Raw genomic sequence first — 23,716 nt, 5'->3', positions numbered from 1 at the left:
TGTCTAAACTTAAAGATACTCTAAATAACTAAGTAAATCAGCCATTTCTTGAGGACTGGACTTGAATTTTGGTAAAGGCTGCGTTTTTACACTGATAACTTGATTAATTAGCTTAATCTTAGATTTATGTTTATGGACGTGATGTAAACTGGGTCCTACGCTTCCATCGGCTTGTAAGCTATGACATCCTGCACAGTTGATTTCGAAGATAGCCCGCCCCTTATTCATATCTCCTTTAAGAGATAAGACTTCTTGAACATAGGGTTTAGACGTTTCATGCAAACACCAACCTACTATTAATACAAGGGTGATAACAACTATAGCTATTAAGGTTGAAGTTAACCGTCTAATGATATCTTTAGGTTGGGTAAACTGGTCAGTCACAGATACTCGATAAAACGGGCTAGTCTCATCTTTACATTCTGCAATGTTTTAAGTATCAAAAGCTACCTTCATTAAGTTTTTGTAAAAATCAAGGAGAATATTTGGTAGGTTATTATTAACTTTATTGAAATTGGCAGATATTTTTAATAGCAAATGCTAGATGATGATTGTTAAGGGATAGGCAGAGAAAGTTGGTCGATCTCAAAATACTGGTGAAATTTGTCAGTAATTTCCAACCAGTATGATCGTCCATTTTCATGACGACGCTTGCGAATAAATCCCAGTCCAACCAATTCTTGAACGTGTTGATAGGCACTGCTACCCCTAAGTTCAATCAAGTCGGTTTGTACAATAGGATTTTTGAGGGCGATTGCAGCTAGAGTTCGAAGGGTTCCCTTTTTTAATTCTGCCGGAATCAAGTCATCTATCAAACTGTCAAATATTGGACGTAGCTGTAGACTATAACCTTGGGACATCTCTAGTACTTCCAACGCGCTGTCTCGATACGCATAGTCTGACATCAATTCAATGATAGCTTCTTGTACCTCATCCACCTCGCAATCAGCACATTGAGCAATTTCTGTTAAGGACAAGGGTTTACCTTTCAAATAGAGAATGGCCTCAATTTTGGTTGCTAATCTCATAAACGTTCTAAATTATTTTCTGGAGCGACTTCTGATTCCACCTTATCTCTGTACCTAATAGTTAGCAATAGGAGGAGCTAAAATTTACTTCTATTTTTGATTAGCTGTGATAGAGTCCGGGCAAAAATGATCAAGTGTCTAAAGTCAACTTATCTTGAAAGTGATTAAGCCTGGCTTCTGGATAAGAATAATGGGTAGAGCCATCATACTCAGTGGTATCAAAGTGAATGTCACAAACAACAAAAGAAAAAGTTTCACTCAGAAAGTCCCAATTTTGTTAGACTTGTTTGAAATTTATCCTCATAAGCTATTTTTTGCTGTTCCTTAGAACACTTGATATCCGAGTAAGTTTAGTGATTTCCTTAACTTCTATCTATAACGATTATCCATCAATGAATGCTTCTAATGCTTCACATCATATTGTTTTAGTGTTATGTTAAAGGCAAGTTATTTAAAACTGGTTCGGGGTTACTGCCTAAAAACCACATGAGGCAATGGCTGAGTTTTCAACCAACACCACCAAAACTGTTGATATTCGTACCTGTGGAATTAACCTTAATCATTGGTATGTTGCGGCTCAGAGTCTAGAGTTAACTGATGAACCGTTAGAGGTTACAGTTTGGCACCAGTCTATTGTACTCTATCGAGATGAGCAAAGAAGAGTCCAAGCCATTGAAAATAGTTGTCCTCACCGTCAAGTAAAACTAAGTAGTGGTAAAATCGTTGGAAGTCACTTAGAATGTGCTTATCACGGGTGGCGGTTTAATAGTGAAGGGAAGTGTGTATTCGTACCCTATTTAAGTAAAGAAAACAAGTTACCTAACTGTCAAATTGTGTTCTACCCAGTTTGGGAGTCGGATGGGTTTATTTGGCTGTTTTTAGGAGACTCCAAGAAATTACAAGATGCCTATAAGCAACCGTTAAAAATTCCTGAATGGGGACACCTCAACTATATCGCAACTGTTTCAAGCATTGAATGTCGAGGCCATTTCTCATTTTTGATTGAAAATTTAATGGATATGTATCATGGACATTTGCATGAAGACTATCAAGCTTGGAATTCAGCTAAATTAGCTAAACTCTCATCTAATGAGAAACGAGTAGACGCCCTATATGAAACCGAAAGCTACTATAAGATAGACAAAATATGGTCAATTTCCCAACTGTTTTTTCCTCGTTTGCGCCGATTACACCCTGAACTTTTACAAGTTAGTTATGTTTATCCCCATTGGATGTCAACCCTAGGGAAGGATTTTAAAATTTATTGTTTATTCTGTCCTATTAATAAGACTTATACTCGCGCCTATTTAATTCATTTTACTTCCTTAAATGCTTTTTGGAGACTTCATAAACTCCCCATCTGGTTTCGGCGCTGGATTAAAAATAGTTTGTTTGGATCAGCACAAAAAATGTTGGATGGACTAGTAAAACAAGATATTACCATGATTGAACAAGAACAGCAGGCATATTTAAAAGGTTCACGACAACAAACCTATGAAGTAAATCCTACCATTATCAAAGTCCAAACAATGGTTAAAAAACAGTTTCAATTATACAAAAATGATTAGAACTTAACTGTATACTTAATCTTAGTTGCCGTCCAGAATATCCATGAATTTTTCTGCTTCTTCTCAGTCTACTCCTAATTTCATCTCTCCTCAATTATCTTTTAAAGAACTTGAGTTAGAATATCCCCTGAAATTGGGAGTTTTGGCGTCGGGAAGTGGGACAAATTTTGAAGCTATTGTCCAAGCAATACGGGAAGGAAAACTAAATGCTGAGATCCCCGTATTGGTCTATAATAATCCCGAAGCAAAAGTTAAAGAAAGAGCGCAACAATTAAAGATTCGGGCAGTATTACTTAATCATCGCAAGTTTAAGCAACGGAGAGACTTGGATCGAGCTATTGTTGAGACTTTACAACAGCATCAGGTAGAATGGGTCATTATGGCTGGTTGGATGCGTATTGTTACTCATGTTCTATTACAAGCTTATCCTAACCACGTCATTAACATTCATCCGAGCTTATTACCAAGTTTTAAAGGAATTCACGCTGTTGAACAAGCCTTGGCTGCAGGTGTTAAGATTACCGGATGTACGGCTCACATTGCCAGTTCAGAAGTCGATAGTGGACTAATATTATTACAAGCGGCTGTTCCTATTTTACCGAATGATACCCCAGAGACACTACAAGCTCGCATCCAAGTTCAAGAACATATTATTTTTCCTCAAGCGATTGCTTTAGCTGCAAAGCGATATTATTAATCATTCAAGATTATGATTGACCCTCCAGATTGTATCCTATTTGTGCAACACGGATGGACTGATACACATCAAGATATCCTACAACTTGTAAAAACTTTAAAAACAGCAAAAAATCAGATTGTTGCTCTCAATTTTGGATGGTTAAAAACATGGATTGAAAGTGAAGATATTCTTGAACTTATTGAACAAAAAGTAGTGGAGGTTTTGGACAGCTATCCTGATATACCTTGGCGTATTATTGGTTATTCGCTAGGGGGATTACTTTGGTTAGACTTTCTAGATCAACATCCCGAATTATGGTCAAAAATTAACTCAATTGTTTTGATTGGTTGTCCTATTAATGGAGTGCAATCATTTGGTATTCTGAAACCTTCAGAGACTAAAATTGCTAAATATTTATTAAAAAGTCGTCAAGCTGTTACTGAAAAAATTGCTCAATCTATTCCTACTTTATCAATTGCAGGAGATCTTGGTGATAAAAGTGATGGAACTATCAGGATTGAGACAACTCAAGTCGCATTTGGGGAGTTTACTTGTCTACCAAATCTTTCCCATGCTAAATTAAAAACCTCTCCCCAGGTTGTGGAAGTTATTCAGAAGTTTTGGGATTTTTTACCCATTCAAGTAATTCCTAAAAAAGACTTTGCAATCATTTTAATTGAACGTTTACAAGCAGTTCCGGGAATGACATATACTCAAAACCGTGATTTTGAAAGATCGCAGGTTTATTTATTATTTCAAGATGGAAAAAGTATTCGTATTTGGAAAAATTCTCTTAATATCCTTTATGTTTTTCTAGCAAATAAAAATAAAGAATGTTTATATTCAGGATGTGTTTGTTGGGTTCATGCACAAGAATTACAAAATAGTCTTGAAGCAATTCATCAAGATTATTATGAATTAGTTATTCACGGATTTGATTAAACTAAAATAAAACTATTATATATTTATGCTTTAATAAAAAATAGAATTGAGTGTATTTATTTTATTGAATAAACAAAGTATTTATTCCTAATTCTATTTAGACTTTTTTCTAAAAAAAACACAAGAAAATACAATACTGATTGTTGATAAATTAATTATTATTCACTGTATATATAAATTTAGTTTAGGAGAATTACGCAATTTTTCTCTCTCTTAAATAATCCATATAATATAAAAATAGTTTATTTGATTAAATCTTAATATAAATTTACTAAATCTATAATTTTTATATTTCTATACTCTTAGATTGAAGCAGAGATACTTTTGCTATTTTTATTGTTATGAAAAAATTTTTTTGACATGAATTATGTTTGACATTGACTTTTTAAATTATGTCAATTAAATTTTTAGGTTGGCTAGTATCTAAATAATTATTCTTTTCTGAAGAAGTTTAAAGCTTTAGTTTTGTAAAACTATCTAAAATACTTTCTATTTTTTTGTTTATATTCATTAGCTCTATGATTTTAACTAAAATTTAAACAGAAATATTTAGTCTATTTTTTAAAAAGTTTCAAAAATAGCAACTAAAATAGTTTTCTGCTAAACTTCAATTTAAGAACACAATTATCTTTCTTTTATGGGAAAGTTTACTGTTACTTTGACAGTATTGTATATTACAGTCTGGACATAGAGTTAAACGTGAATCTTTTTTATTAACTTATTTTTTGTCTTTCTAGTTACTATATTTTTTTTTGAAAGTCGTTTAATAAATTTGCTAATTTTTATAAAAAAATAAATTAATAAATTAGGATATCTTGGCTTCTATTTTTGAATAATATCAACGTTTAGTAAATTTAGATCTATTTTCAAAATTTTTCAGAAGAATATTCATTAGATAAACATTTAAACATTAAAAGCAACATCGTCAACGTTAATTAGTACCTATTGATAATGTTCTAAGAATTCAAGAAGAGTTTGTGAATTAATTAAATTATTTTGGTCTCAAAGAATAAACATAAATAATTAATATTTATATTTTAGCAAAAAATAACTTTTTAGACATCAAGATTAATTAGACTTTAATGTGTTTTTTAAATGAAACTATAATGTTTTTTTCTAAAAAAAACACTGTTATCTCCAAAACAAAAATTATGGAGTCTTAGTAAAGAATGTTAAATTGAATTACTTAACTTGTTGTGGCACAATTTGATGGAGAGGATAATCATACCCATACCCTTCTATTCTTCATGACCGTAAACCCATCCACTTTACCCCCCCAATACGACCCTAAAACGACCGAATCTAAATGGCAAAATGCTTGGGAAACCCACCAGGTCTTTAAGGCAGACCCCAATCACCCAGGAAAACCTTACACCATTGTTATTCCCCCTCCTAATGTCACAGGAAGTCTCCACATGGGTCACGCCTTTGAAGACTGTTTAATGGATGTTCTGGTGCGTTATCATCGGATGTGCGGTTACAATGTTCTCTGTCTTCCCGGAACTGATCATGCAAGTATTGCAGTTCATACCATCCTTGATGGTAAGTTAAAAGCAGAAGGAAAAACTCGCTATGATATCGGTCGAGAAAAATTCCTCGAACACGCTTGGGAATGGAAGCAAGCGTCGGGAGGAAAGATCATCAACCAATTGAAACGGGTTGGACTTTCTGCGGACTGGTCAAGGGAACAGTTTACCCTCAATGAAAGACTTTCTAAAGCAGTCAGAAAAGCTTTTGTTAGCCTTTACGAAGCAGGGTTAATTTATCGAGGAAATTATTTAGTTAATTGGTGTCCTGCATCTCTTTCTGCCGTCTCAGATTTAGAAGTGGAAAATAAGGAAGTGGATGGGAATCTATGGTATTTTCGTTATCCTTTAACCGATGGCAGTGGTTATGTGCAAGTTGCAACCACTCGACCAGAAACCATTTTAGGAGATACAGGAGTAGCCGTTAATCCTAAAGATAAACGTTATGAAGAGTTGATTGGAAAGACCTTGACTTTACCTATTGTTGGTCGAGAAATTCCTATTTTTGCTGATGAATTAGTTGACCCTAAATTTGGCACAGGTTGTGTTAAAGTTACTCCTGCGCATGACCCCAATGATTTCAAAATGGGAAACCATCATAACTTGCCCTTTATTAATATAATGAATAAAGACGGCACATTGAATGAAAATGCCGGAATATTTAAGGGACAGGACCGTTATGTTGCACGAAAAAATATCGTTAAGAAACTTGAACAAGAAGGATTTCTGATTAGAGTAGAAGAATACCGTCATGCAGTTCCTTACAGTGATCGAGGTAAAGTTCCTATCGAACCTTTATTGTCAACCCAATGGTTTGTCAAAATTGACTCTCTTTCCCAAAAGGCATTAACTTTTTTAGATGAACACAATTCTCCCCGCTTTGTCCCCGAACATTGGACAAAAGTGTATCGAGATTGGTTGATTAGACTAAAAGACTGGTGTATCTCCCGTCAATTGTGGTGGGGGCATCAAATTCCTGCTTGGTATGTAGTTAGTGAAACTAACAACGAAATCACAGATCATACTCCATTTGTTGTGGCTAATGATGAAATAGAAGCTATCGAAAAAGCTAAAGAAAAATACGGAGAAAGTACTAAATTAGAACAAGATCCTGACGTTCTCGACACCTGGTTTTCTTCCGGTTTATGGCCTTTTTCAACACTAGGTTGGCCTGAAAATACTGAAGATTTAAAAGTCTACTATCCGACCAGTACTTTAGTTACAGGTTTTGACATTATCTTCTTTTGGGTTGCTCGTATGACCATGATGGCAGGTTATTTTACCGATCAAATCCCCTTTCAGGATGTCTATATACATGGGTTGGTTAGAGATGAAAACGGAAAGAAAATGTCTAAATCTTTTAACAATGGGATTGATCCTTTAGTTTTAATTGAAAATTATGGAACCGATGCCCTACGATATACTCTGATTAGGGAAGTCGCAGGGGCAGGTCAAGATATCAGCTTACAATACAATCGTAAAACTGATAAATCCGAATCCGTCGAAGCTTCTCGAAACTTTGCCAATAAACTGTGGAATGCAGCGCGATTTGTCATGATGAATTTAGAGGGAAAAACTCCTCAAATTTTAGGATTTTCAGAAGTAGAAAAATTGGAATTATGCGATCGCTGGATTTTATCTCGTTTCTATCGACTAGTTCAGCAAACTAAGAAGCATATCGAAACTTATGGGTTGGGAGAAGCGGCTAAAGGGCTATATGAGTTTATCTGGGGAGACTTTTGTGACTGGTACATCGAGTTAGTTAAAACTCGTCTTTGGAAGGGTGCTGACACTGAATCTCGCCTAGTTGCCCAACAGATCTTAGCCTATATTCTCGATAATACTCTGAGGCTGCTCCATCCCTTTATGCCTCATATTACTGAAGAAATTTGGCAGACTTTAAGCCAAACTAACAATGAATTTCTGGCTTTACAGAATTATCCTACTTCTGACACCCAACTTGTTAATGCTGAATTAGAAGAGTCATTCAGCCTTATTATAGGAACTATTCGTGCTCTGCGAAATTTAAGAGCCGAAGCTGAAATAAAACCTGGTTTCAAAGTTGCTGTGATTTTACAGAGTGAAAATGAAACAGAAAGGACAATTCTAAAGTCAGCTCAAATTTATATTCAGGATTTAGGGAAAGTGGAACAATTGACTATTACACCTCAGTTAGAGTTAGAATCAGGAACTGGACAGGTCATTGCAGGTGTTGTGGGGACAGTTCAAGTGTTAATTCCTTTATCAGGTGTTGTCGATATTGCAAGTCTTCAAGGAAAACTGGAGAGAAACTTAAGTAAAATTAAAGCAGAGGTTGAGTCTCTTACTAAGCGTCTTAATAATCCAGGCTTTATTAATAAAGCCCCTAAAAAAGTAGTTCAGGGTGCTAAAGATTCTTTATCTGAAGCCCAAAAACAAGCGGAAATTCTACAGGAACGTCTGCATCGTCTGAAATAATAATATAACTGATTAAAGTTATCGTTTACCCTACTGTTCATGACAAATTCACCTACGCCTACTCCAGAAAGAGATCGTCCTCAAAATAAAAAAGTCACACCTTTACGTTGTCTAATTGGTTCAACTATTTCAGGATCTTTGGCATTTGGTTTTTATTCTCTCACTCTCTCTATTTTTCAAAGCTTTGCGACTAAACCTCTTATCTCTGATAATTCTTTAGTCTTGAGAATTGGTTCTTTGGTACGAACCTTAGTGATGGGAATTGCTTCTTTAGTAACCTTTATTTTTAGTTTTGTGGCTTTTGGGTTAACTCTTTTAGCAATTCAACTTTTTTTAAAAAGACTTTCTTCTATAGAAGAAGAATGATAAAAACCTTAATTTTTGCTCTCAAACTTTTGAGAATTGAGGTTCCATTGTGGGACTTTTTAATTCGTCTAAAATTCTCACTAGTTCTCTTTCAAAACTGACGTGCGCTCTATTAGTTTTACCGCCAATATAACAGCGATTCTCCTGTTGTAAAACCCAAACTTGGGAATGGGAAACATAACTTGCGATTACTCCAAGCATTAATAATCCAAACCCAGTATAAACAAGAGGAATTCCAGGATCAGCTTTAATTTGTAGTCCTGTACTACCGATTAATTCACAAACTTCTAGACTAACCCCATTAATATCAATCACCATCCCTGGGCGAATCGCACTGTAAAGATCACCTTTGTTATCATAAATAATCATGGTTCCTTGTAAATCTTTAACTAGTAAGGATATCCCTTCACTTAAATTAGGTTTAGTAGGAATCCAAGTCCCCCATATTTTTCCTTTTCCCTGGGTGTTTAAGGGGACTATAGGAATTTGAAAAATAGGACCTTTATTAACTTGAACTTTTACCCCAGCAATTCCCCAACTGGTTTGGTAAAAAGTAACTCCGTCATATCGCAAAGGTTGATTAACAAAAATAGTTTTGCGATTTAATTCTTCTCCTTGATTGTTAACAACCGAAAGATCAGAATAAAACTGTTTAATATCTCCATTAGGAGTATAGTCAATCCAAAACCGATTGACTCTAATTCCCCAATCAGTTGGGATTAATTGTTTTGAGAAAGGACCTGCTTCAATAATATTCTTTACTTCAAAAGTTGAGCCACTAGCAACCATTTCTTGAGCTAAAAATCCTGCCAATATTCCCCAAATTGCTCCTCCTAAAATGATCAGTATAGAAGCATGAACAATAATTGGTCCTATTCTGCCTACAATTCCCTTACGGGCATATAAAGAATTTTCATCTTGGTAAACTTTATAACCTCGTTTTCTTAATGCATTAACGACATTAGTCAATGATATATTTTCGACATCCCCACTTAAAGCAAACTTTTGAAACTGACGAGGTTGCTGATAAAAATGCCAGTTACGGGCAGCTTTAAAGGCAGAGAATTGACGGGTAAACGTACAAGCGGTAAGACTAGTTCCAAAGAAAACTAATAGAGATAAAAACCACCAAGTACTATAGACATTATTTAAGCCTAAAGTTAAGATAATCTTCCAAGTAAGAAACCCAAATAATGCAGGATTTTCAGGATAGTTTTTTTGATAAAAAGATAGACTTTCTCCTTGTTCAATTACCGTTCCGCTAACACTAAATAAAGCGATTGCTAGTAGTAGAATAATAGCTAACCGCAAATCAGCCACCATCTTGACAATCCGCTGTCGTCCTTGCTGAAACAATGAGAAAAAATAAGTTTTTTGAGGTAAATTAGAAGCGGTCATATTTTTAACCTCCCTTAAAAATCAACGCTTTTTTTAGACAACTATTATAGGCTTAATTTTTTTGACAATTGCTCCATTATCAATTATCCTCTTTTAGAGGGTAAACGAGATAAAAGAGACAAGAATCCGAAACTAATTAATAAAATACCACTGACAGGATTAATCCAAATTGACCAACGACGTAATTCTAATAATTTTTTCAGAGATGCAGTAAAGATTCCTGCCAAAATTAAAGGGGTAACATAGCCAATTGTATAAAATAGCAATAATACTCCTCCTAATAATGAATCTTGAGTTGATGCAACCCAAGCCAACAAAGTCGCTAAGACAGGAGTACTGCAAGGAGACGCAACTAATCCGAAAGTTAAACCAAGGGAATAGGAACGTATGCTTGGTGGAAAATTGTCCGTAATCCAATCACTATTACCAAAATAAGGTAATTTTAGGGAAATTAATTCTAATAAATTTAGCCCCATCAAAATTGCGATTAAACTTACAAAAATTGGTAATCCAGCTCCAATTTGTCCATATATTTTTCCCAAAGAAGCTGCTGTAATTCCTAATCCTGCAAGGGTAGTAGCTACACCCAAAGAAAACCAAGTTGATTGGATAGCTGCTTGTCTTCTACCTTGGTTTTCGTAACCCCCAATGTAGCCAATGGTAACCGGTAACATCGAGAGCATGCAAGGGGTTAAACTAGTTAATAATCCGGCGATAAAAACAACTGTTAAACTCAACCAATTCAGATGGTCCAACTGCAAAGAAACCAATTGATTGGCAAATTGTTCAAGCTGATAGAGTTGAGTTTGCAATCTGTAGAGCATATTTCAGAAAGTGTGGGGCGGTTCATTTTGCATTGTAGCTTAAAGTATGGGTCAATCAGGCGCCTAAAATAGTTAGATTTTTAAGAATTTTAAAGAAGCTAATAACGAGCTAATGTTTTTTGATAAGAATCGATACCGGGGTTCTACTTTAGCTTAAAGTCATTATTTTTTATATTAAATATATTTGTAATAGTAAAAATATGTTTTCACTATTACAAACAATGCCAATATTAAAGTTAATAATAACAAGTAAGCTGAGATAACTATTAAAGTTAAAGACATACAATAACTTCATTGATTTTAACTAGGCTTAAGTCTATTGTAATAAATAATTAAATTTAGAGAATATACTGTTTGTATTTTACTCTATGGAAAAATAAGCTAGCAAGAAAATAAAAATAATTTATTTATCTTAAAAGATATATTGTATGGATATATTGTATGGACAGACAGGTAACAGTTTACTATCTTCTAGAGCGTTTAGATGATCTCAGTTTAAATAGCTGTATCGAAGCTGACTTTACCGGTAATACCTATGCTAAATAAAAAGACACTCTATTATTAATTTATATAAAAAAATAAAGTGATATATAAACTTTTATAAGATAGTCATTCCCTAGTTATATATTTAAATATTATACGTTCTCTTTTTAAATTTGATAGCCAAATATTTCTTTTCATGGTTGAATAAAAAGAAATGTTTTCTTGATAAGACCGATAGAATAAAAGTCTATAAAAATAGTTGTTTCTATGACAAAGTAGGAGCTATCTAAGGTTAAAATTAGAGAATAAGAAAGAGGAGCAGTCTTAATATGATAAGATCTGGAAATATTTAGCAATATACTTAAGTTTTTAGGATATTTTATTTAATTTTCTCCCAATACACCTTCAAAATCGAATCCTGGAGCAGCCAGTACAAAGATTGATGTGGGTAAGTTTTCTGTCCAATTTTGTAACTTTTCATAGGATTGCATAAACACTTCTCCAGGACTAGCCATACCTAAAAAGATTAAATCAGCTCCCATCGAGGATTTTTTAAGAATTGTGGCAAACGTTCTGCCATCAGCCAAGATTACCTCTGATAAAGCCCCAATTCTCAAGTGTTTAGCCAAATTATCTAAATTAGCTTGGGCTGCTTGAACCCCAGTTTCATCAGTAACTACTAACTTAAGACAAATCTCCGCATCTTGCCAGTTGGGATTAGAACGCAATAAATAGGCTAAAATCAACATCAGACTACCATTTCCCTGCATTCCCCCACTCCACCAAATATCTATGTAACAGGGGCGGTGTCTTGACTCTAAAAAGGGGTTTTGGTCGAGTTTAGGATTTTCCCGTAAAATAATAACATTGCGTTGGGCGCGATGGAGGTTGGCAATCATTTGACAATAGCGATCACGGTGGGATGATTGTTGAGAATCTCCCAGTAATACTGTATCAGGTACAATAGATCCCAGTCCGTAAGTCTCCACAAGTCTCTCAGCCCCATCGAAGGGATCAGGAGCTGTTACCAACCGAACTAATGCCTGTACACCTCGTCGTTGTAAATAATTGCGAATCCGCTTTTCCAGAATCGCTTGTTTGGCCATATCCCGTGAACCAACAGGAAGAACACTTGATACGGTAATTAAACCTCGATTATGGGTTAATGCTTCTGCTAACTGAATTAAAGTCCAGCGTTTAGTCGGTGCACCCGACAGAACTAAGAGTTGAGGTCGCCAGTTTTTAGTATCGTCTGTGTGATCGGTTTGCAGAATTGCAGTCCTTAACAAAGCCATCCAAAGTCCTCGGCGTACATCCCCCCACGTCACTATTAATTCTCGTTGACGTACCCAAAAATAAATTCCAATCACCACAATCGCTGCCACAACAGTCGCAACAGCATCAATCAAAAACATAACGATTAAACAACCGATCGCCCCGGAAAGGGAAAACGCCCAATGAACCTTAAACGAGGGACGAAAAGAAGGACTTTGTAAAAATCCTTCAATAGCTGCTGACATATTTAACACTAAATAGGTGGTTAAAAAGAACATCGTTAATACAGGAGCAATTAAATTTAAATCTCCGACACAAACAGCTGCGATCGCTACTACCAAGGTTGCTAGAGTCCCCATTTTTGGTTCATCCTGAGGTCCACTTCCCTGTCCGAGGAAACTCATCCATTTTGGTAAAATCCCATCTCTAGCCAATGCCTGGAGGATACGAGGTGCACCCAAAATACTACCAATGGCACTACTGAGGGTTGCCCCCCACACCCCCAACAAAATTAAAGGACCCCAGACAGCCATCTGTTGCATGATCAAAGGTTCTGCAATTAGAGTGTTACTATTAGCTCGCATAGCCATAAAAATGGGCATAGTCATATAGATAGCAAATCCTGTCCCAACAGCCCACAGAGTTCCACTGGGCAAAGATCGGATAGGATCTCGTAAATCTCCTGACATATTGACCCCGGCCATAATTCCCGTTACCGCCGGGAAAAATACTGAAAAAACTGTCCAAAAGGGAGCTTTATTGTTAACCCACAATTCAATGTGAGTTTCTTCTACAGGGTGTCCAAAGTAGAATGACACTAATGATAGGACAATGGCAGCCATAATGAAATATTGCGCTTTAATGGCAATACTGGCCGACATAAACGCTAATATTCCAACTAAACTTGTTACCACCAAAGCCACATAAAGTTGATTTATGTGGGGAAAGGCTGCCTTTAAGCTTTCAGCAAAACCTATAGTATATAAAGCCACGGAAAGAGCTTGGGCAAAATAGAGAGGGATTCCTACGGCTCCTCCTGTTTCTGCCCCTAAAGAGCGACTGATCATGTAATAGGCTCCCCCTGCTCTTACTACCTTGTCTGTTGCAATCGCACACACAGATAGAGCGGTAAAAAAGGTGATGCTGTTGGCTAAGATGACAATCAATAAGGTTCCTAATAACCCCACATTTCCTACCACCCAACCAAAGCGAAGATACATGATTACGCCAAGGATGGTCAAAATAGAAGGGGTGTAGACTCCACCAAAAGTTCCTAAACCCCCTTGAGTCTCTCCGGGAAGGACAGTAGCAGATTCAGAATGGCGATCAAAGGGTAGTTTCCAATCGGGCATAATTTAGCGTTTATTCGGTTATGGTCATTATCCCAAATTTTTTCAAAATGAGTTAAAACAATTGACTGTTTTAGGAGGGCGAAAAAGACGAAATATGTTGTATAATCAGTATAAACAAGAACTTCTCGTTAAACTTTGCCTTAACAGCGAGATCTCCCAGATCCATCAGCTGGTACGTGAAACAATGCTGAAGTACGCTTAGTTACCCAGGTTGTGTTGCCAAAGGTGCTTGTCGTGAACGTTATCTGTCTACTGCTGCTCTCACTGATGCGTTGGGAATAGAATTGGTTGAACTCAAAAAAGCAGCCTGTTGTGGTTTAGGAACTTACAAAGAAGATTCCCAATTATTGGAAGATACGGTCAATGCACGTAATATTTCTTTAGCTTAGTTTCTAAATCTTCCTTTGTTAACCCATCGTAGTACCTGTCAGGGAGTTGTTGGACATGTAGACGAACGTCTCAAAAATGCACAGAAAAATGATCCTAACTATTTAGAACAAGTTAATGGATTTTTAGAGAAAGAACATTGTTTTCCTTATCAAGGAAGGACTGAATTTAAACATCTGTTATGGGCATTAGTAGCTGATTATGGTCTTGAAAAACTTAAAAAAAAAGTGACTAAGAAATTAATTGGTTTAAATTGTGCTTCATTTTATGGCTGTTATTTATTACGAGCTCAGGATAATCTTCCTTACGATAATCGCTTTCAACCAGAGTATTTAGAAAATATTCTCCATACCCTTGGGGCGACTCCTATTTATTATCAAGGACGGACTCTATGTTGTGGTTGGCCCTTAGAAGTTATGCGACAAAAGAGTCATTTAAGCGGGAAATCACCTGAAAGAAGCTATTGAAGCAGGTGCATATTGTTTAGTCACTACCTGCCCTTTATGTCACTTAAATTTAGATTCTTGACAACCAGAAATCGAGAAAGTTATTTAATACAAATTAAACTTGCCTGTGCTACATTTACCTCAGTTAGTAGGATTAGCATTAGGAATTAACCCCGCTAAACTAGGATTAGATCGTCATGTAGTTTCAACAAAGTCTGTTTTAAACAGGTTAGATTTTTAAGTGAATATTTAATTAGTTAATTAAATATTCACTTAAAGGTTAATTGCCAATATTCTAAAATACTTAAAACAGATAAGGCACCTAAAACAAAAGTAGTATTTTATGATTTTACTTTTACTTTAACTATTTAACTATTTAAATTTTAGATTAATCCCTCCTTCTAATCAACTTCAATTTATTATTAATATATTCTACTGTCCCTTGAGTTTTCCCTTGGTAAAAATATACAATAATTTCTAGCAATTTAACACCTAGCCTAATTGTCATAGAGACTTTTGGGTGTAATCAATAAGTTTTTTTGACACCAATCGGCCAATTTCAATAGTTCTGACACCAAGTATACGTTTTTATAGAAAATATTTTAAATTACTCGTTTCTGTTAATCGATGTCTTCTTGAGAAGAATGGTGTTTTTTTATACACGTTGTTTAATTTTGTCCTTTGTTCTTCGCTTAAATATTCTTCATTTTTACTTGAAACATATTTGCTTTTATTTAAACCTGACAAAATTTTTTCTGTATTAACTAGTATTTAAAGCCATTTAACTTCTCATATTAGAGTTTTTCTTTGACTATCTAATTGAGTGTTAACTTATTTAAGCATGTCAGGTATGTCCACTACTACTTCAGCTTACAGCATGGATTTATTTACAACATTATCAGAGTATTTCTAAAGACTAAGACCAACCTTTTGAGTCTTGGTCAAAACTTTTTTTTCAAGCTTATAGCTATCTTACCATTTGTTTAGATGTTCTTTCTTCTATAATTCTATACTTACTTCTTCATCTAAATCTACCATTATTGTACGATGACTTTCTTATCCTTTAGTCACAACAATCTCATCAATTGCCAACTGTTTCAATGGCTGAGATTTTTTACCTGCAATTCTTGACGTAGATAGTTGAGTGTTGTTTTAGTCTGTTGTCTACCTACTCTATTTCTTCTTGCTATATTCTTAGTGCCATTATTTAAGATATATTCAACAGTTTCTGTCCTAGATCTTTCACAACTAGATTCTTTCTTTTTCAACTAGCCTAACTCTTTTACAAGAAAGTTAACTCTAAATTGTTACACCTTACCAGTGCATGATAACATCTACTCCTCGATTTTTATTAAAACAACTTTTATTGTGTCTGACGCAACCTAATCGAAATACTCTAATATTTTATGTTTGTCTCCTACATTAATACAGATATATATCCCGAACAGATAATCATGACACTTATTTTTTATCTCAGAAACATCCACAATTCCAACAGGGTATCGAATAAATTCTAACTTCATAGAGTCATCAGTATAATTCTTAGTTTTTCCAACATGAGATTTTCTCATGAGAAAGAAGCTAATTTTTTTACAGCTCTAACTTTTTTGTTTATGATGACGAACTTTAATAACAGTATGAATATTTCCCCTAGGATTAAAGTCTCCTTTTAACGTTACTTCTAGTGGATCGCAAGCCATTACAAAATCGTCCAGAATTTGGTTAATCGATTCTTCATGAGAAACATAGAGATCCCGGTAACGATTAATATACAATTTTAATGCTTTTAATTCAACCACTTTTTTATCAGGAACATAGGTTAAATAAAGGTTAGCAAAATCAGGATAACCAGAGAAGGGACACTTACAAGTGAACTCAGGTAAAGTAATATTAATGTCATACCGTCGACCTATACGAGGATTAGGAAAAGTGATTAATTTCCCTTCTTCAATGAACCGTTCCCCATATCTAATCGTTGAAGAATCAGACTTAGATTTAGAAGATTGAGAATTAGCAACTTGATTCATTATTGAAATACTCTCTTTAACTTACTTAACTCTTTCATTGTAAACTATCAACTAAAGGTAACCAAACTAGAAATTTTGTCCCCATATTCTGCATTTCATCAGTGGGACTAACAAGTTCAATCAATCCTTGCATCTGAGTAACTAAATCTTTAGCAATTGCCAAACCTAATCCACTTCCTGGAATTTCTCCTTTTTCTTGAACCCCTCGATAATGACGCTCAAAAATATGTTCTTGATCTTCAATAGGAATACCGCATCCTGTATCTTCAATTACAACACCTTGATAACTTTGTCCATTAGTCATCGAGAGTAACCCAACTTGTACAAATACTTGACCTCCCGATGGTGTATATTTAAAAGCGTTGTTAATGATATTACTAAAGACCTCTCTGAGTGCTTGAGGATCTCCCCATATACAGGGTAAGTCTTCAAGGATATCGATTTTTAACTCAATTGATTTTTCCTGGGCGATTGATTTAGCAGAAGTTAGCAATGGTTCTAATATTTCTGTAACCTGGATAGCTGATAAGGACAGAAATTGTTCTGAGGGTAAAGAACGAGTTGACCGAGCATCAAGAGTAACAACATCGTCTTTGAGAGATTGCTTATCAACTTCAAATTCTTGGAGTAACTCTTGAAGATGATCACTTTCCCGCACAATACTCTCTACGATCGCCGTACTTTTTTCGTCTGAATGCAACCGCTTAAGTAATAGTTTACCAAAGATTTGTAAGGCAGTTAATGGGTTACGCAACTGATGAAATAAATCATCGAGGCGCTCATGTTCTTGTTTTTGTAATGTTTGCTGTTGACTCAATTGTTCTTGATACCATTGCTGATGGCTATCTAATAAACGAGCGATTGCTAGGGTTTGAGCAATGGTTTCGATTTGTTCCAATTCTGACTGTTGCCATGGACGATTTTTACGTCGAGTTACTAATAATCCTACTACTATATCTTTATACATCAAGGGTAAGACTAATTGATGGGGATTGCTCATAGTTGTTTTATTCTCATCAATAATTTTGTGATTACCTTCAAAATTAGTCTTCAAAGATTTAGATAGTTTAAAAGAGTTAGCTATCGGTAAACTGATAGAACTGTTTAGGAATTTTTCGACTTTAGGTAAACTCAAATTAACATTCTTGCTGACGTAAAACTCACATTTTTGCGGAGAAAACAAGAGAGGAATCAAACTCGTATGTGTTTCTTTTTCTCTTTCTTGGGTGAGATAAATCCCACTCCAATCGGCCTTCAGTCCTTGAGTTAACAACGTTGTTTGAGCTCGACATAAGGTAATGAATTCTTTACTTGGTGTTATAAAAGTGTAAGCAGCAGAGGACATAAGGGATTTAATCCATAAAGCTATAAAGTTTTGTTAAGAAAATGATTTTTAATCATTTCGGAATTTTTCCTTAAGTTTAGCGGAATATATTGATTATTGAAGCCTTGTTACTCCAACAAATCTACTAAAATGCGAACAAAGGCTCTTGATTTCCTATGTTAAACCAGATATAATACCCTCAACTTTTGTAACTATGATTACAGCATGTATCCAGAATAGGAGGTAATCGGGTTGGCAAGAAAACGTAAGCGCAAGAGTCGTCGTCGTCAAGAAGGTCGCAGAATTCTCGAGATTGTACCCCAGTATAGTATCGAAAGTGGTGAAGATAAACCAGTAACAGCCGCGAGGAAGCATATTGGGGCAGTCGGGATCCAACCTCCGGCTTTGCTGATTGTAAAACGAAACGAGCACACAACGGATAGATACTTTTGGGCAGAAAAGGGTTTGTTCGGTGCCCAGTACGTTGAAGAAAATCATTTTCTCTTTCCCAGTTTGCGAGAATTCCAGCCTCCTGTGCTGAGTAGAGTTCCCGCAGTGATGACCGCTGGTAGTGATCATTAACAAACAAGCAAGATTGCTGACTCTCGTCTAATGAAGTTTAACATCCCATTTCCCACTCTAAACACAAGTAGATTGGGAAATGTTTCGTTTCGACCGTAATTTCTTTTTAAGGATTGCAAGCGGATTTCAAAAAGTCCACTTTTTGTAGCTGAGCCAGTTCGTCTCGATGAGCTGTTACTATGACTAAACTCTGCATATTCTCACCTGGTTGTGACTGGTTAGGCCCTGATATCGTTTTAACCTCGAGCAAGACTTTTTCGACACGTCCTGACTTCTTCCAATAAAAAAGTCCACCTACTGGACACAAAAAAACTAGTCCCAGAAACAATAAAGTCAACGAGGGATATAAAAAAGATAGAACCAAAGAAAAACAAAATAATCCGATGGCCGCTAACCCACTCAGAAAGATAGCAAGGAACCAACTAGGACTCACAAAACCCTCAAAAGTCATAGTCTGGTGTTGAAGATCGACAGAACTAATGTGATAAGCACGTTGAGTAAAATATACTTGTAGTTTACTCAAAAGCTGATCTACAGACTCTCGTGGGGTTAAATTGATTTGTTCAGTGCGATCTTTAGCAGATGCGCGAATGAAAAAGAACAGACCCATCATTAACAGAAGAGTCAGAAAAAAAGTGGAGCTAAGAACAGGAAGATTCACAAAGTTAAGGGGTAGGCTAGTTATCCGAATGATCGATTACGATAAACTGTTATCTGTTAGGGAATACATAGTTCAGAGCTTTTTCTGGAATTCCTGAACCTCGTATGTATAGAACTTCTGGAAAGCACCTATTGTACCAAACTCATAACTGGGGACTGGAAAAGGCAACAACAATTCAGTTTCGTAGATACTGAACAGAAGATAGTTTCGCCGAATAGTCTCTTTAGCAATTACTTGTTCAATTTGAGGTCGTCCTGTATCTATTAGGGTTTTACAATAGCTTTGTAAGAAGCCTCCTAATTGTTGAGGGGCTTTGGGACAAACTTCTTGTTTTAAATATTCAGTGAGGGCATCAGTAGCATAGTGTTCATAGTCATTCTGTCCTGGATTGGTTATCACCATTAAAACACCAATTCCAACTAACGTAACTCCTCCGACGGTATTCGCCAATTGTAACGCTTCCATCACTTTTTTGGTTACTTAACTTGCTTAACTATTAGGATAACTTAATTTCGATGATCATGAAACAAACAAAAAGTATGTTATACTGACACCTAAATACGCATGGCGAGCGTAGCCAAGTGGTTAAGGCAGCGGTTTGTGGTACCGCCATTCGTGGGTTCAAGTCCCATCGTTCGCCCTGAATATATACAGTTTTTTATCTTCTTGTTCCAATCTGGGATGTGAGTGTTTTCTAATTTAGGGGAAATGATTGCCTCGTTGGTAAAAACGAAGTCTACCGAGTCCAAGATATAACCCCAGAGGTTTTTCTCCTTTCGGATAAGCAATAAAACTGAATGGATAAACCCCTGCTAATTCGGGGTTTTGTTGGGGCTTTAGTCCTACAGTAAAAGTTGTTCCTGGATCAATGGGGTTATCAAAGATAAGAGTAATAGCTTCATTATCTAAATTTCTCTTTATACGAGCAATGGTTAAAGACTTGCCTCGATTAATTGGTTCTCCCTCAAAAGCAAAGGTTTCGTCTAAATAATAGTTAATAACTTGGGTTGTTTGAACTTGTTGTAGCGTTAATTTTTCAAGGGGTTCGCCAACGTCATTTCCCAACTCAATTGTGAAGTAATACTTTGCCCCCTTCACTCTAATGCCACTCGATGTTGTGATTGCATTAACTAAACGAGGTGACTTATTAAACATAGTCGTTCCACTCCCTAATTCCATCGCTAGGTTAGGGAAAACACTAAGGGTTAGTATACTTGCTATTTCTAAGATAGGTTTAAAATTGATGTAGCCCATTGGGGAAATCTAAGTTGGGGTTTAATTTGCCCGTACAGGTCAATTGCCGTTGACCTGCACACTAGAATTTAGGATTGTTCCTTAGACAGGAACTGCCGCTTGACGGGCTGCTGCTGCTTCATCAGGATGAATGCCCAATCGAGTTAAGTTAAGGCGGCCTTTGCTATCGATTTCTCGTACTTTAACTACGACTTCATCGCCTACAGCGACTTCATCTTCTACCTTCCCTACACGCCCTTCAGCTAATTGAGAAATATGAATCATGCCTTCTTTACCGGGAAGCACTTCGACAAAAGCCCCAATTTGAATAATACGGGTAACGCGACCAGCATAAACTTCACCTTCATTAAGTTTACGGGTCATGTTATAAATGATTTGCTTAGCTTTCTCAGCTTTTTCGGCTTCGAGTGCCGCAATAGTTACGGTTCCATCGTCAGCAATATCAATTTTAGAACCAGTTTGTTCGGTAATACCTTTAATGGTTTTGCCCCCAGGTCCGATCACTAACCCAATCATATCGGGATCGATTTTCATAGTCAGTAGACGAGGAGCATAGGGAGATAGATTCGCACGGGGTTTATCAATGGTAGTTAACATTCTATCAAGGATATGTAATCGAGCTGGAAGAGCTTGTTCAATAGCTTTTGCGACCACCTCCATAGGCAGTCCAGTGATTTTCATATCCATTTGTAGGGCAGTAATACCGTTCTCAGTGCCAGCTACTTTGAAGTCCATATCGCCTAAAAAGTCTTCAATTCCTTGAATATCAGTCAAGATACGAACTTCATTTCCTTCTCTAATGAGTCCCATGGCTGCACCACTAACTGGTTTTGTGATAGGAACCCCTGCATCCATTAAGGCTAGGGTTGAACCACAAACTGATCCCATAGATGTAGAACCATTAGAAGATAGCACCTCTGATACCACACGGATTACATAGGGAAACTCTTCTTTCGGGGGAAGAATAGGGGTTATCGCCCGTTCTGCCAAAGCGCCATGTCCAATTTCTCGGCGGCCAGGAGAGCGCATGGGTTTGGTTTCCCCTACAGAGAAAGGAGGAAAATTATAGTGATGAAGGTAACGTTTTTCGTCTTCGGGATGGAGATCATCAGCGAGATCTTGAGCATCCCCTGGGGTTCCTAAAGTAGCGAGGGATAGTACTTGTGTTAATCCCCGTCTGAATAAACCACTTCCATGAACCCGTTGGGGTAATAAACCAACCTGAGAGGAAATAGGACGGACTTCATCAAGTTTGCGTCCATCAACGCGAACTCCCTCATTAATAATCTGAGAACGCATTAATTTTTTAGTCAAATCTTTGTACAATTTTCCTATAGATTTAGGGTCTTCAGTGGTGGCTACTTTAATTGGGTCTTCTTTGGGTAATTCGGCGATAACCTTATCAATTTTGCTTTCTTTAATCTCATCAAGATATTTATCTCGACTATTTTTATCGAGGTCGTATTGTGTTAATACCTTTTTAATTGATTCCGAGGCGTGCTCGCGGATAAATGCTTCAACCGCTTCATTCACTGACGGTGGTTCCTCGGTAGTTAATTCGAGTCCTAACGCTTCCATCACATCCCATTGAGCCTGAATAAGATCCAGAACTGCTTCATAGCCAAAATCAATTGCTTCAATGATATCTTGTTCTGGAAGTTGATTAGCTCCCGCTTCGACCATCACCACTCCATCGGGACTTCCAGCAACTACGAGATCTAAGTCTCCTGTGTCTATTTCCCGATAGGTGGGATTAATAATAAAATCATCTCCAATCAACCCCACTCTAACGGCGGCCATTGGACCAAAGAATGGAATGTTTGCGGCAATCATCGCAATCGACGACCCTGTGACTGCAAGAACGTCGGGAGGAACTTCTTCATCCATCGAAAGGGTCGTAGCAATAATTTGTATATCGTCCCGTATCCAGTTGGGACACAGAGGACGTAGAGGACGATCAATTAAGCGGCTAATGAGAATAGCTTTTTCGGGGGGACGACCTTCTCGTCGTAAAAAACCACCAGGAATACGCCCTGCGGCATACAGTCTTTCTTCGTAATCCACGGTTAGAGGAAGAAAATCGATTCCTTCTCTACCTACTGTTCTTGTTGCAGTTACTAAAACCGCCGTGTCTCCTGACTGGATCAAAACGGCTCCCCCTGCTTGCGGGGCCAGTAGTCCCAACTTGAGCCGAATATCCCGTCCGTCAAAAGATATTGACTTATCAAACTCTTGCATGTAGCGTTTGTTCCTTTTTTTATCACGTTTCTTCTTCTAGAGCAATCCTAACATTTTTAGTTCACCCTCGCTGATTTCTATGTTACTTATATTTAGACGTTGATATTGTAGGAAATATGGTGATACGAAAGTTGATAAAAAATTAATACACGAATGTTTTTTTTAAAAAAAAATTATAAAATACTAGATTAACTTGTGCTTAGTAAGTTGTTTAAATACTATTACTAATTTGATTATTGATTTGATTATTAGGTCAAAAATAGAATTATTTAATAAGAAATTACGATTTTTTATTAAATAATTCTATTTTTGTGTACCTATATTTTAAACTAAAATTTTTAATTATTTATAAGTAATTTTATGCTTCTTTGTAATTTTATTATTTCTATTAATTTATCTACCTTATGCCAGGTAATTTCGAATTAAAATAAAGATTACTACATAATAGAAAACGGCAATAATTACATTAGCAACACCAAAAACTATACTAGATAACCAAAAAAAATAAATATTAATGAGGAATCATAGCCTCACTCTGTAATACTTGAAATAATATTTTCAATACTAATTGGAAACTATTTTTTAAAACAGGTAATACAAGCAATAAAAATCATACTTATTAATGCTTATTTTTTTACTAATTAGACAAATCTATTATACGGAAATATGGCATGAAAGATATCTCTTAAAAAGAGATAGGTATTCAACTGAAATTTCTCGCTCAATTTATATTTTTTTTTGTAAAAAATAATATAAATTGATTAATAAAAAATGACTCCAGTAGTAGATATACTTAACATGCTTAAATAAGTTTACACTCAATTAGATAGTCAAAGAAAAACTCTCAGGCAAGAGGTTAAATGGTTTTAAATACTAGTTAATACAGAAGAAATTTTGTC

General features: G+C 36.0%; 17 protein-coding genes, 1 tRNA gene and 1 pseudogene. 8 read left to right on the top strand and 11 right to left on the bottom strand.

Going from position 1 to position 23,716, the window contains the following annotated elements; translation table 11 throughout:
• Positions 1–9: 9 nt before the first annotated feature.
• Positions 10–384, bottom strand: coding sequence for a c-type cytochrome (locus tag RGRSB_RS03015; protein ID WP_119259784.1), 375 nt, complete (start codon positions 382–384; stop codon positions 10–12).
• Positions 385–554: 170 nt separating this feature from the next.
• Positions 555–1,028: an SMC-Scp complex subunit ScpB gene (scpB, locus tag RGRSB_RS03010; RefSeq protein ID WP_119259783.1), complete on the bottom strand. Its 474-nt coding sequence runs from the start codon at positions 1,026–1,028 to the stop codon at positions 555–557.
• A gap of 494 nt (positions 1,029–1,522) precedes the next feature.
• Between scpB and RGRSB_RS03005 the strand changes: the two genes are divergently transcribed.
• The 5 genes from RGRSB_RS03005 (at position 1,523) to RGRSB_RS02985 (ending at position 8,566) form a co-directional block, all read left to right on the top strand.
• The gene (locus tag RGRSB_RS03005) at positions 1,523–2,596 is read left to right on the top strand and encodes an aromatic ring-hydroxylating dioxygenase subunit alpha (RefSeq protein WP_119259782.1); all 1,074 of its coding nucleotides are present in this window, start codon (positions 1,523–1,525) and stop codon (positions 2,594–2,596) included.
• A gap of 43 nt (positions 2,597–2,639) precedes the next feature.
• A complete protein-coding gene (purN, locus tag RGRSB_RS03000) occupies positions 2,640–3,293 on the top strand; it encodes a phosphoribosylglycinamide formyltransferase (RefSeq protein ID WP_119259781.1) in 654 nt (217 codons plus the stop codon).
• A 12-nt stretch (positions 3,294–3,305) separates the two neighbouring features.
• Positions 3,306–4,217 carry an alpha/beta hydrolase gene (locus RGRSB_RS02995; RefSeq protein ID WP_119259780.1) on the top strand — a complete coding sequence of 304 codons (912 nt, stop codon included), beginning with the start codon at positions 3,306–3,308 and terminating at the stop codon, positions 4,215–4,217.
• Positions 4,218–5,464: 1,247 nt separating this feature from the next.
• A complete protein-coding gene (locus tag RGRSB_RS02990; protein WP_119260927.1) occupies positions 5,465–8,200 on the top strand; it encodes a valine--tRNA ligase in 2,736 nt (911 codons plus the stop codon).
• Between the two features lie 39 nt (positions 8,201–8,239).
• A complete protein-coding gene (locus tag RGRSB_RS02985; protein ID WP_119259779.1) occupies positions 8,240–8,566 on the top strand; it encodes a DUF3082 domain-containing protein in 327 nt (108 codons plus the stop codon).
• A 21-nt stretch (positions 8,567–8,587) separates the two neighbouring features.
• Here the strand turns inward: RGRSB_RS02985 and RGRSB_RS02980 are convergent, their stop codons facing one another.
• The 3 genes from RGRSB_RS02980 to RGRSB_RS02970 form a co-directional block, all read right to left on the bottom strand.
• Positions 8,588–9,964: a cytochrome c biogenesis protein gene (locus tag RGRSB_RS02980; RefSeq protein ID WP_119259778.1), complete on the bottom strand. Its 1,377-nt coding sequence runs from the start codon at positions 9,962–9,964 to the stop codon at positions 8,588–8,590.
• A gap of 83 nt (positions 9,965–10,047) precedes the next feature.
• Entirely contained in the window at positions 10,048–10,788 is a 741-nt protein-coding gene (locus RGRSB_RS02975) for a cytochrome c biogenesis protein CcdA (protein ID WP_119259777.1), read from the bottom strand.
• An 866-nt stretch (positions 10,789–11,654) separates the two neighbouring features.
• Positions 11,655–13,898, bottom strand: coding sequence for an APC family permease (locus tag RGRSB_RS02970; RefSeq protein ID WP_119259776.1), 2,244 nt, complete (start codon positions 13,896–13,898; stop codon positions 11,655–11,657).
• Between the two features lie 184 nt (positions 13,899–14,082).
• On the opposite strand from RGRSB_RS02970, the pseudogene RGRSB_RS02965 reads away from it, so the two are divergent.
• Positions 14,083–14,972 (top strand): annotated as a pseudogene (locus RGRSB_RS02965) (CoB--CoM heterodisulfide reductase iron-sulfur subunit B family protein).
• Positions 14,973–16,329: 1,357 nt separating this feature from the next.
• Here RGRSB_RS02965 and queF read toward each other — a convergent pair.
• Together queF and RGRSB_RS02950 are read right to left on the bottom strand one after the other, a co-directional pair.
• Complete coding sequence (gene queF / locus RGRSB_RS02955; protein ID WP_119259774.1) at positions 16,330–16,758, bottom strand: preQ(1) synthase; 429 nt, start codon at positions 16,756–16,758, stop codon at positions 16,330–16,332.
• Between the two features lie 34 nt (positions 16,759–16,792).
• The gene (locus RGRSB_RS02950; protein WP_119259773.1) at positions 16,793–18,103 is read right to left on the bottom strand and encodes a GAF domain-containing sensor histidine kinase; all 1,311 of its coding nucleotides are present in this window, start codon (positions 18,101–18,103) and stop codon (positions 16,793–16,795) included.
• Positions 18,104–18,334: 231 nt separating this feature from the next.
• Between RGRSB_RS02950 and RGRSB_RS02945 the strand changes: the two genes are divergently transcribed.
• Positions 18,335–18,664, top strand: a complete 330-nt coding sequence (locus RGRSB_RS02945; protein WP_119259772.1) for a DUF3155 domain-containing protein — start codon at positions 18,335–18,337, stop codon at positions 18,662–18,664.
• Between the two features lie 106 nt (positions 18,665–18,770).
• Here the strand turns inward: RGRSB_RS02945 and RGRSB_RS02940 are convergent, their stop codons facing one another.
• Both RGRSB_RS02940 and RGRSB_RS02935 read right to left on the bottom strand, forming a co-directional pair.
• Complete coding sequence (locus tag RGRSB_RS02940) at positions 18,771–19,325, bottom strand: cofactor assembly of complex C subunit B (RefSeq protein WP_119259771.1); 555 nt, start codon at positions 19,323–19,325, stop codon at positions 18,771–18,773.
• A gap of 72 nt (positions 19,326–19,397) precedes the next feature.
• A complete protein-coding gene (locus RGRSB_RS02935; protein ID WP_119259770.1) occupies positions 19,398–19,790 on the bottom strand; it encodes a DUF4359 domain-containing protein in 393 nt (130 codons plus the stop codon).
• A 102-nt stretch (positions 19,791–19,892) separates the two neighbouring features.
• Here RGRSB_RS02935 and RGRSB_RS02930 point away from each other — a divergent pair.
• A tRNA-His gene (locus tag RGRSB_RS02930) sits at positions 19,893–19,965 on the top strand.
• A gap of 59 nt (positions 19,966–20,024) precedes the next feature.
• Here the strand turns inward: RGRSB_RS02930 and RGRSB_RS02925 are convergent.
• A complete protein-coding gene (locus RGRSB_RS02925; RefSeq protein WP_119259769.1) occupies positions 20,025–20,579 on the bottom strand; it encodes a DUF2808 domain-containing protein in 555 nt (184 codons plus the stop codon).
• An 81-nt stretch (positions 20,580–20,660) separates the two neighbouring features.
• The gene (locus tag RGRSB_RS02920; protein WP_119259768.1) at positions 20,661–22,817 is read right to left on the bottom strand and encodes a polyribonucleotide nucleotidyltransferase; all 2,157 of its coding nucleotides are present in this window, start codon (positions 22,815–22,817) and stop codon (positions 20,661–20,663) included.
• Between the last annotated feature and the right edge of the window lie 899 nt (positions 22,818–23,716).

The organism is cyanobacterium endosymbiont of Rhopalodia gibberula, from assembly GCF_003574135.1.
GTDB lineage: Bacteria > Cyanobacteriota > Cyanobacteriia > Cyanobacteriales > Microcystaceae > Rippkaea.
The sequence above is the reverse complement of the archived record's forward strand: the minus strand, read 5'-3'. Positions and strand labels throughout refer to the sequence as shown.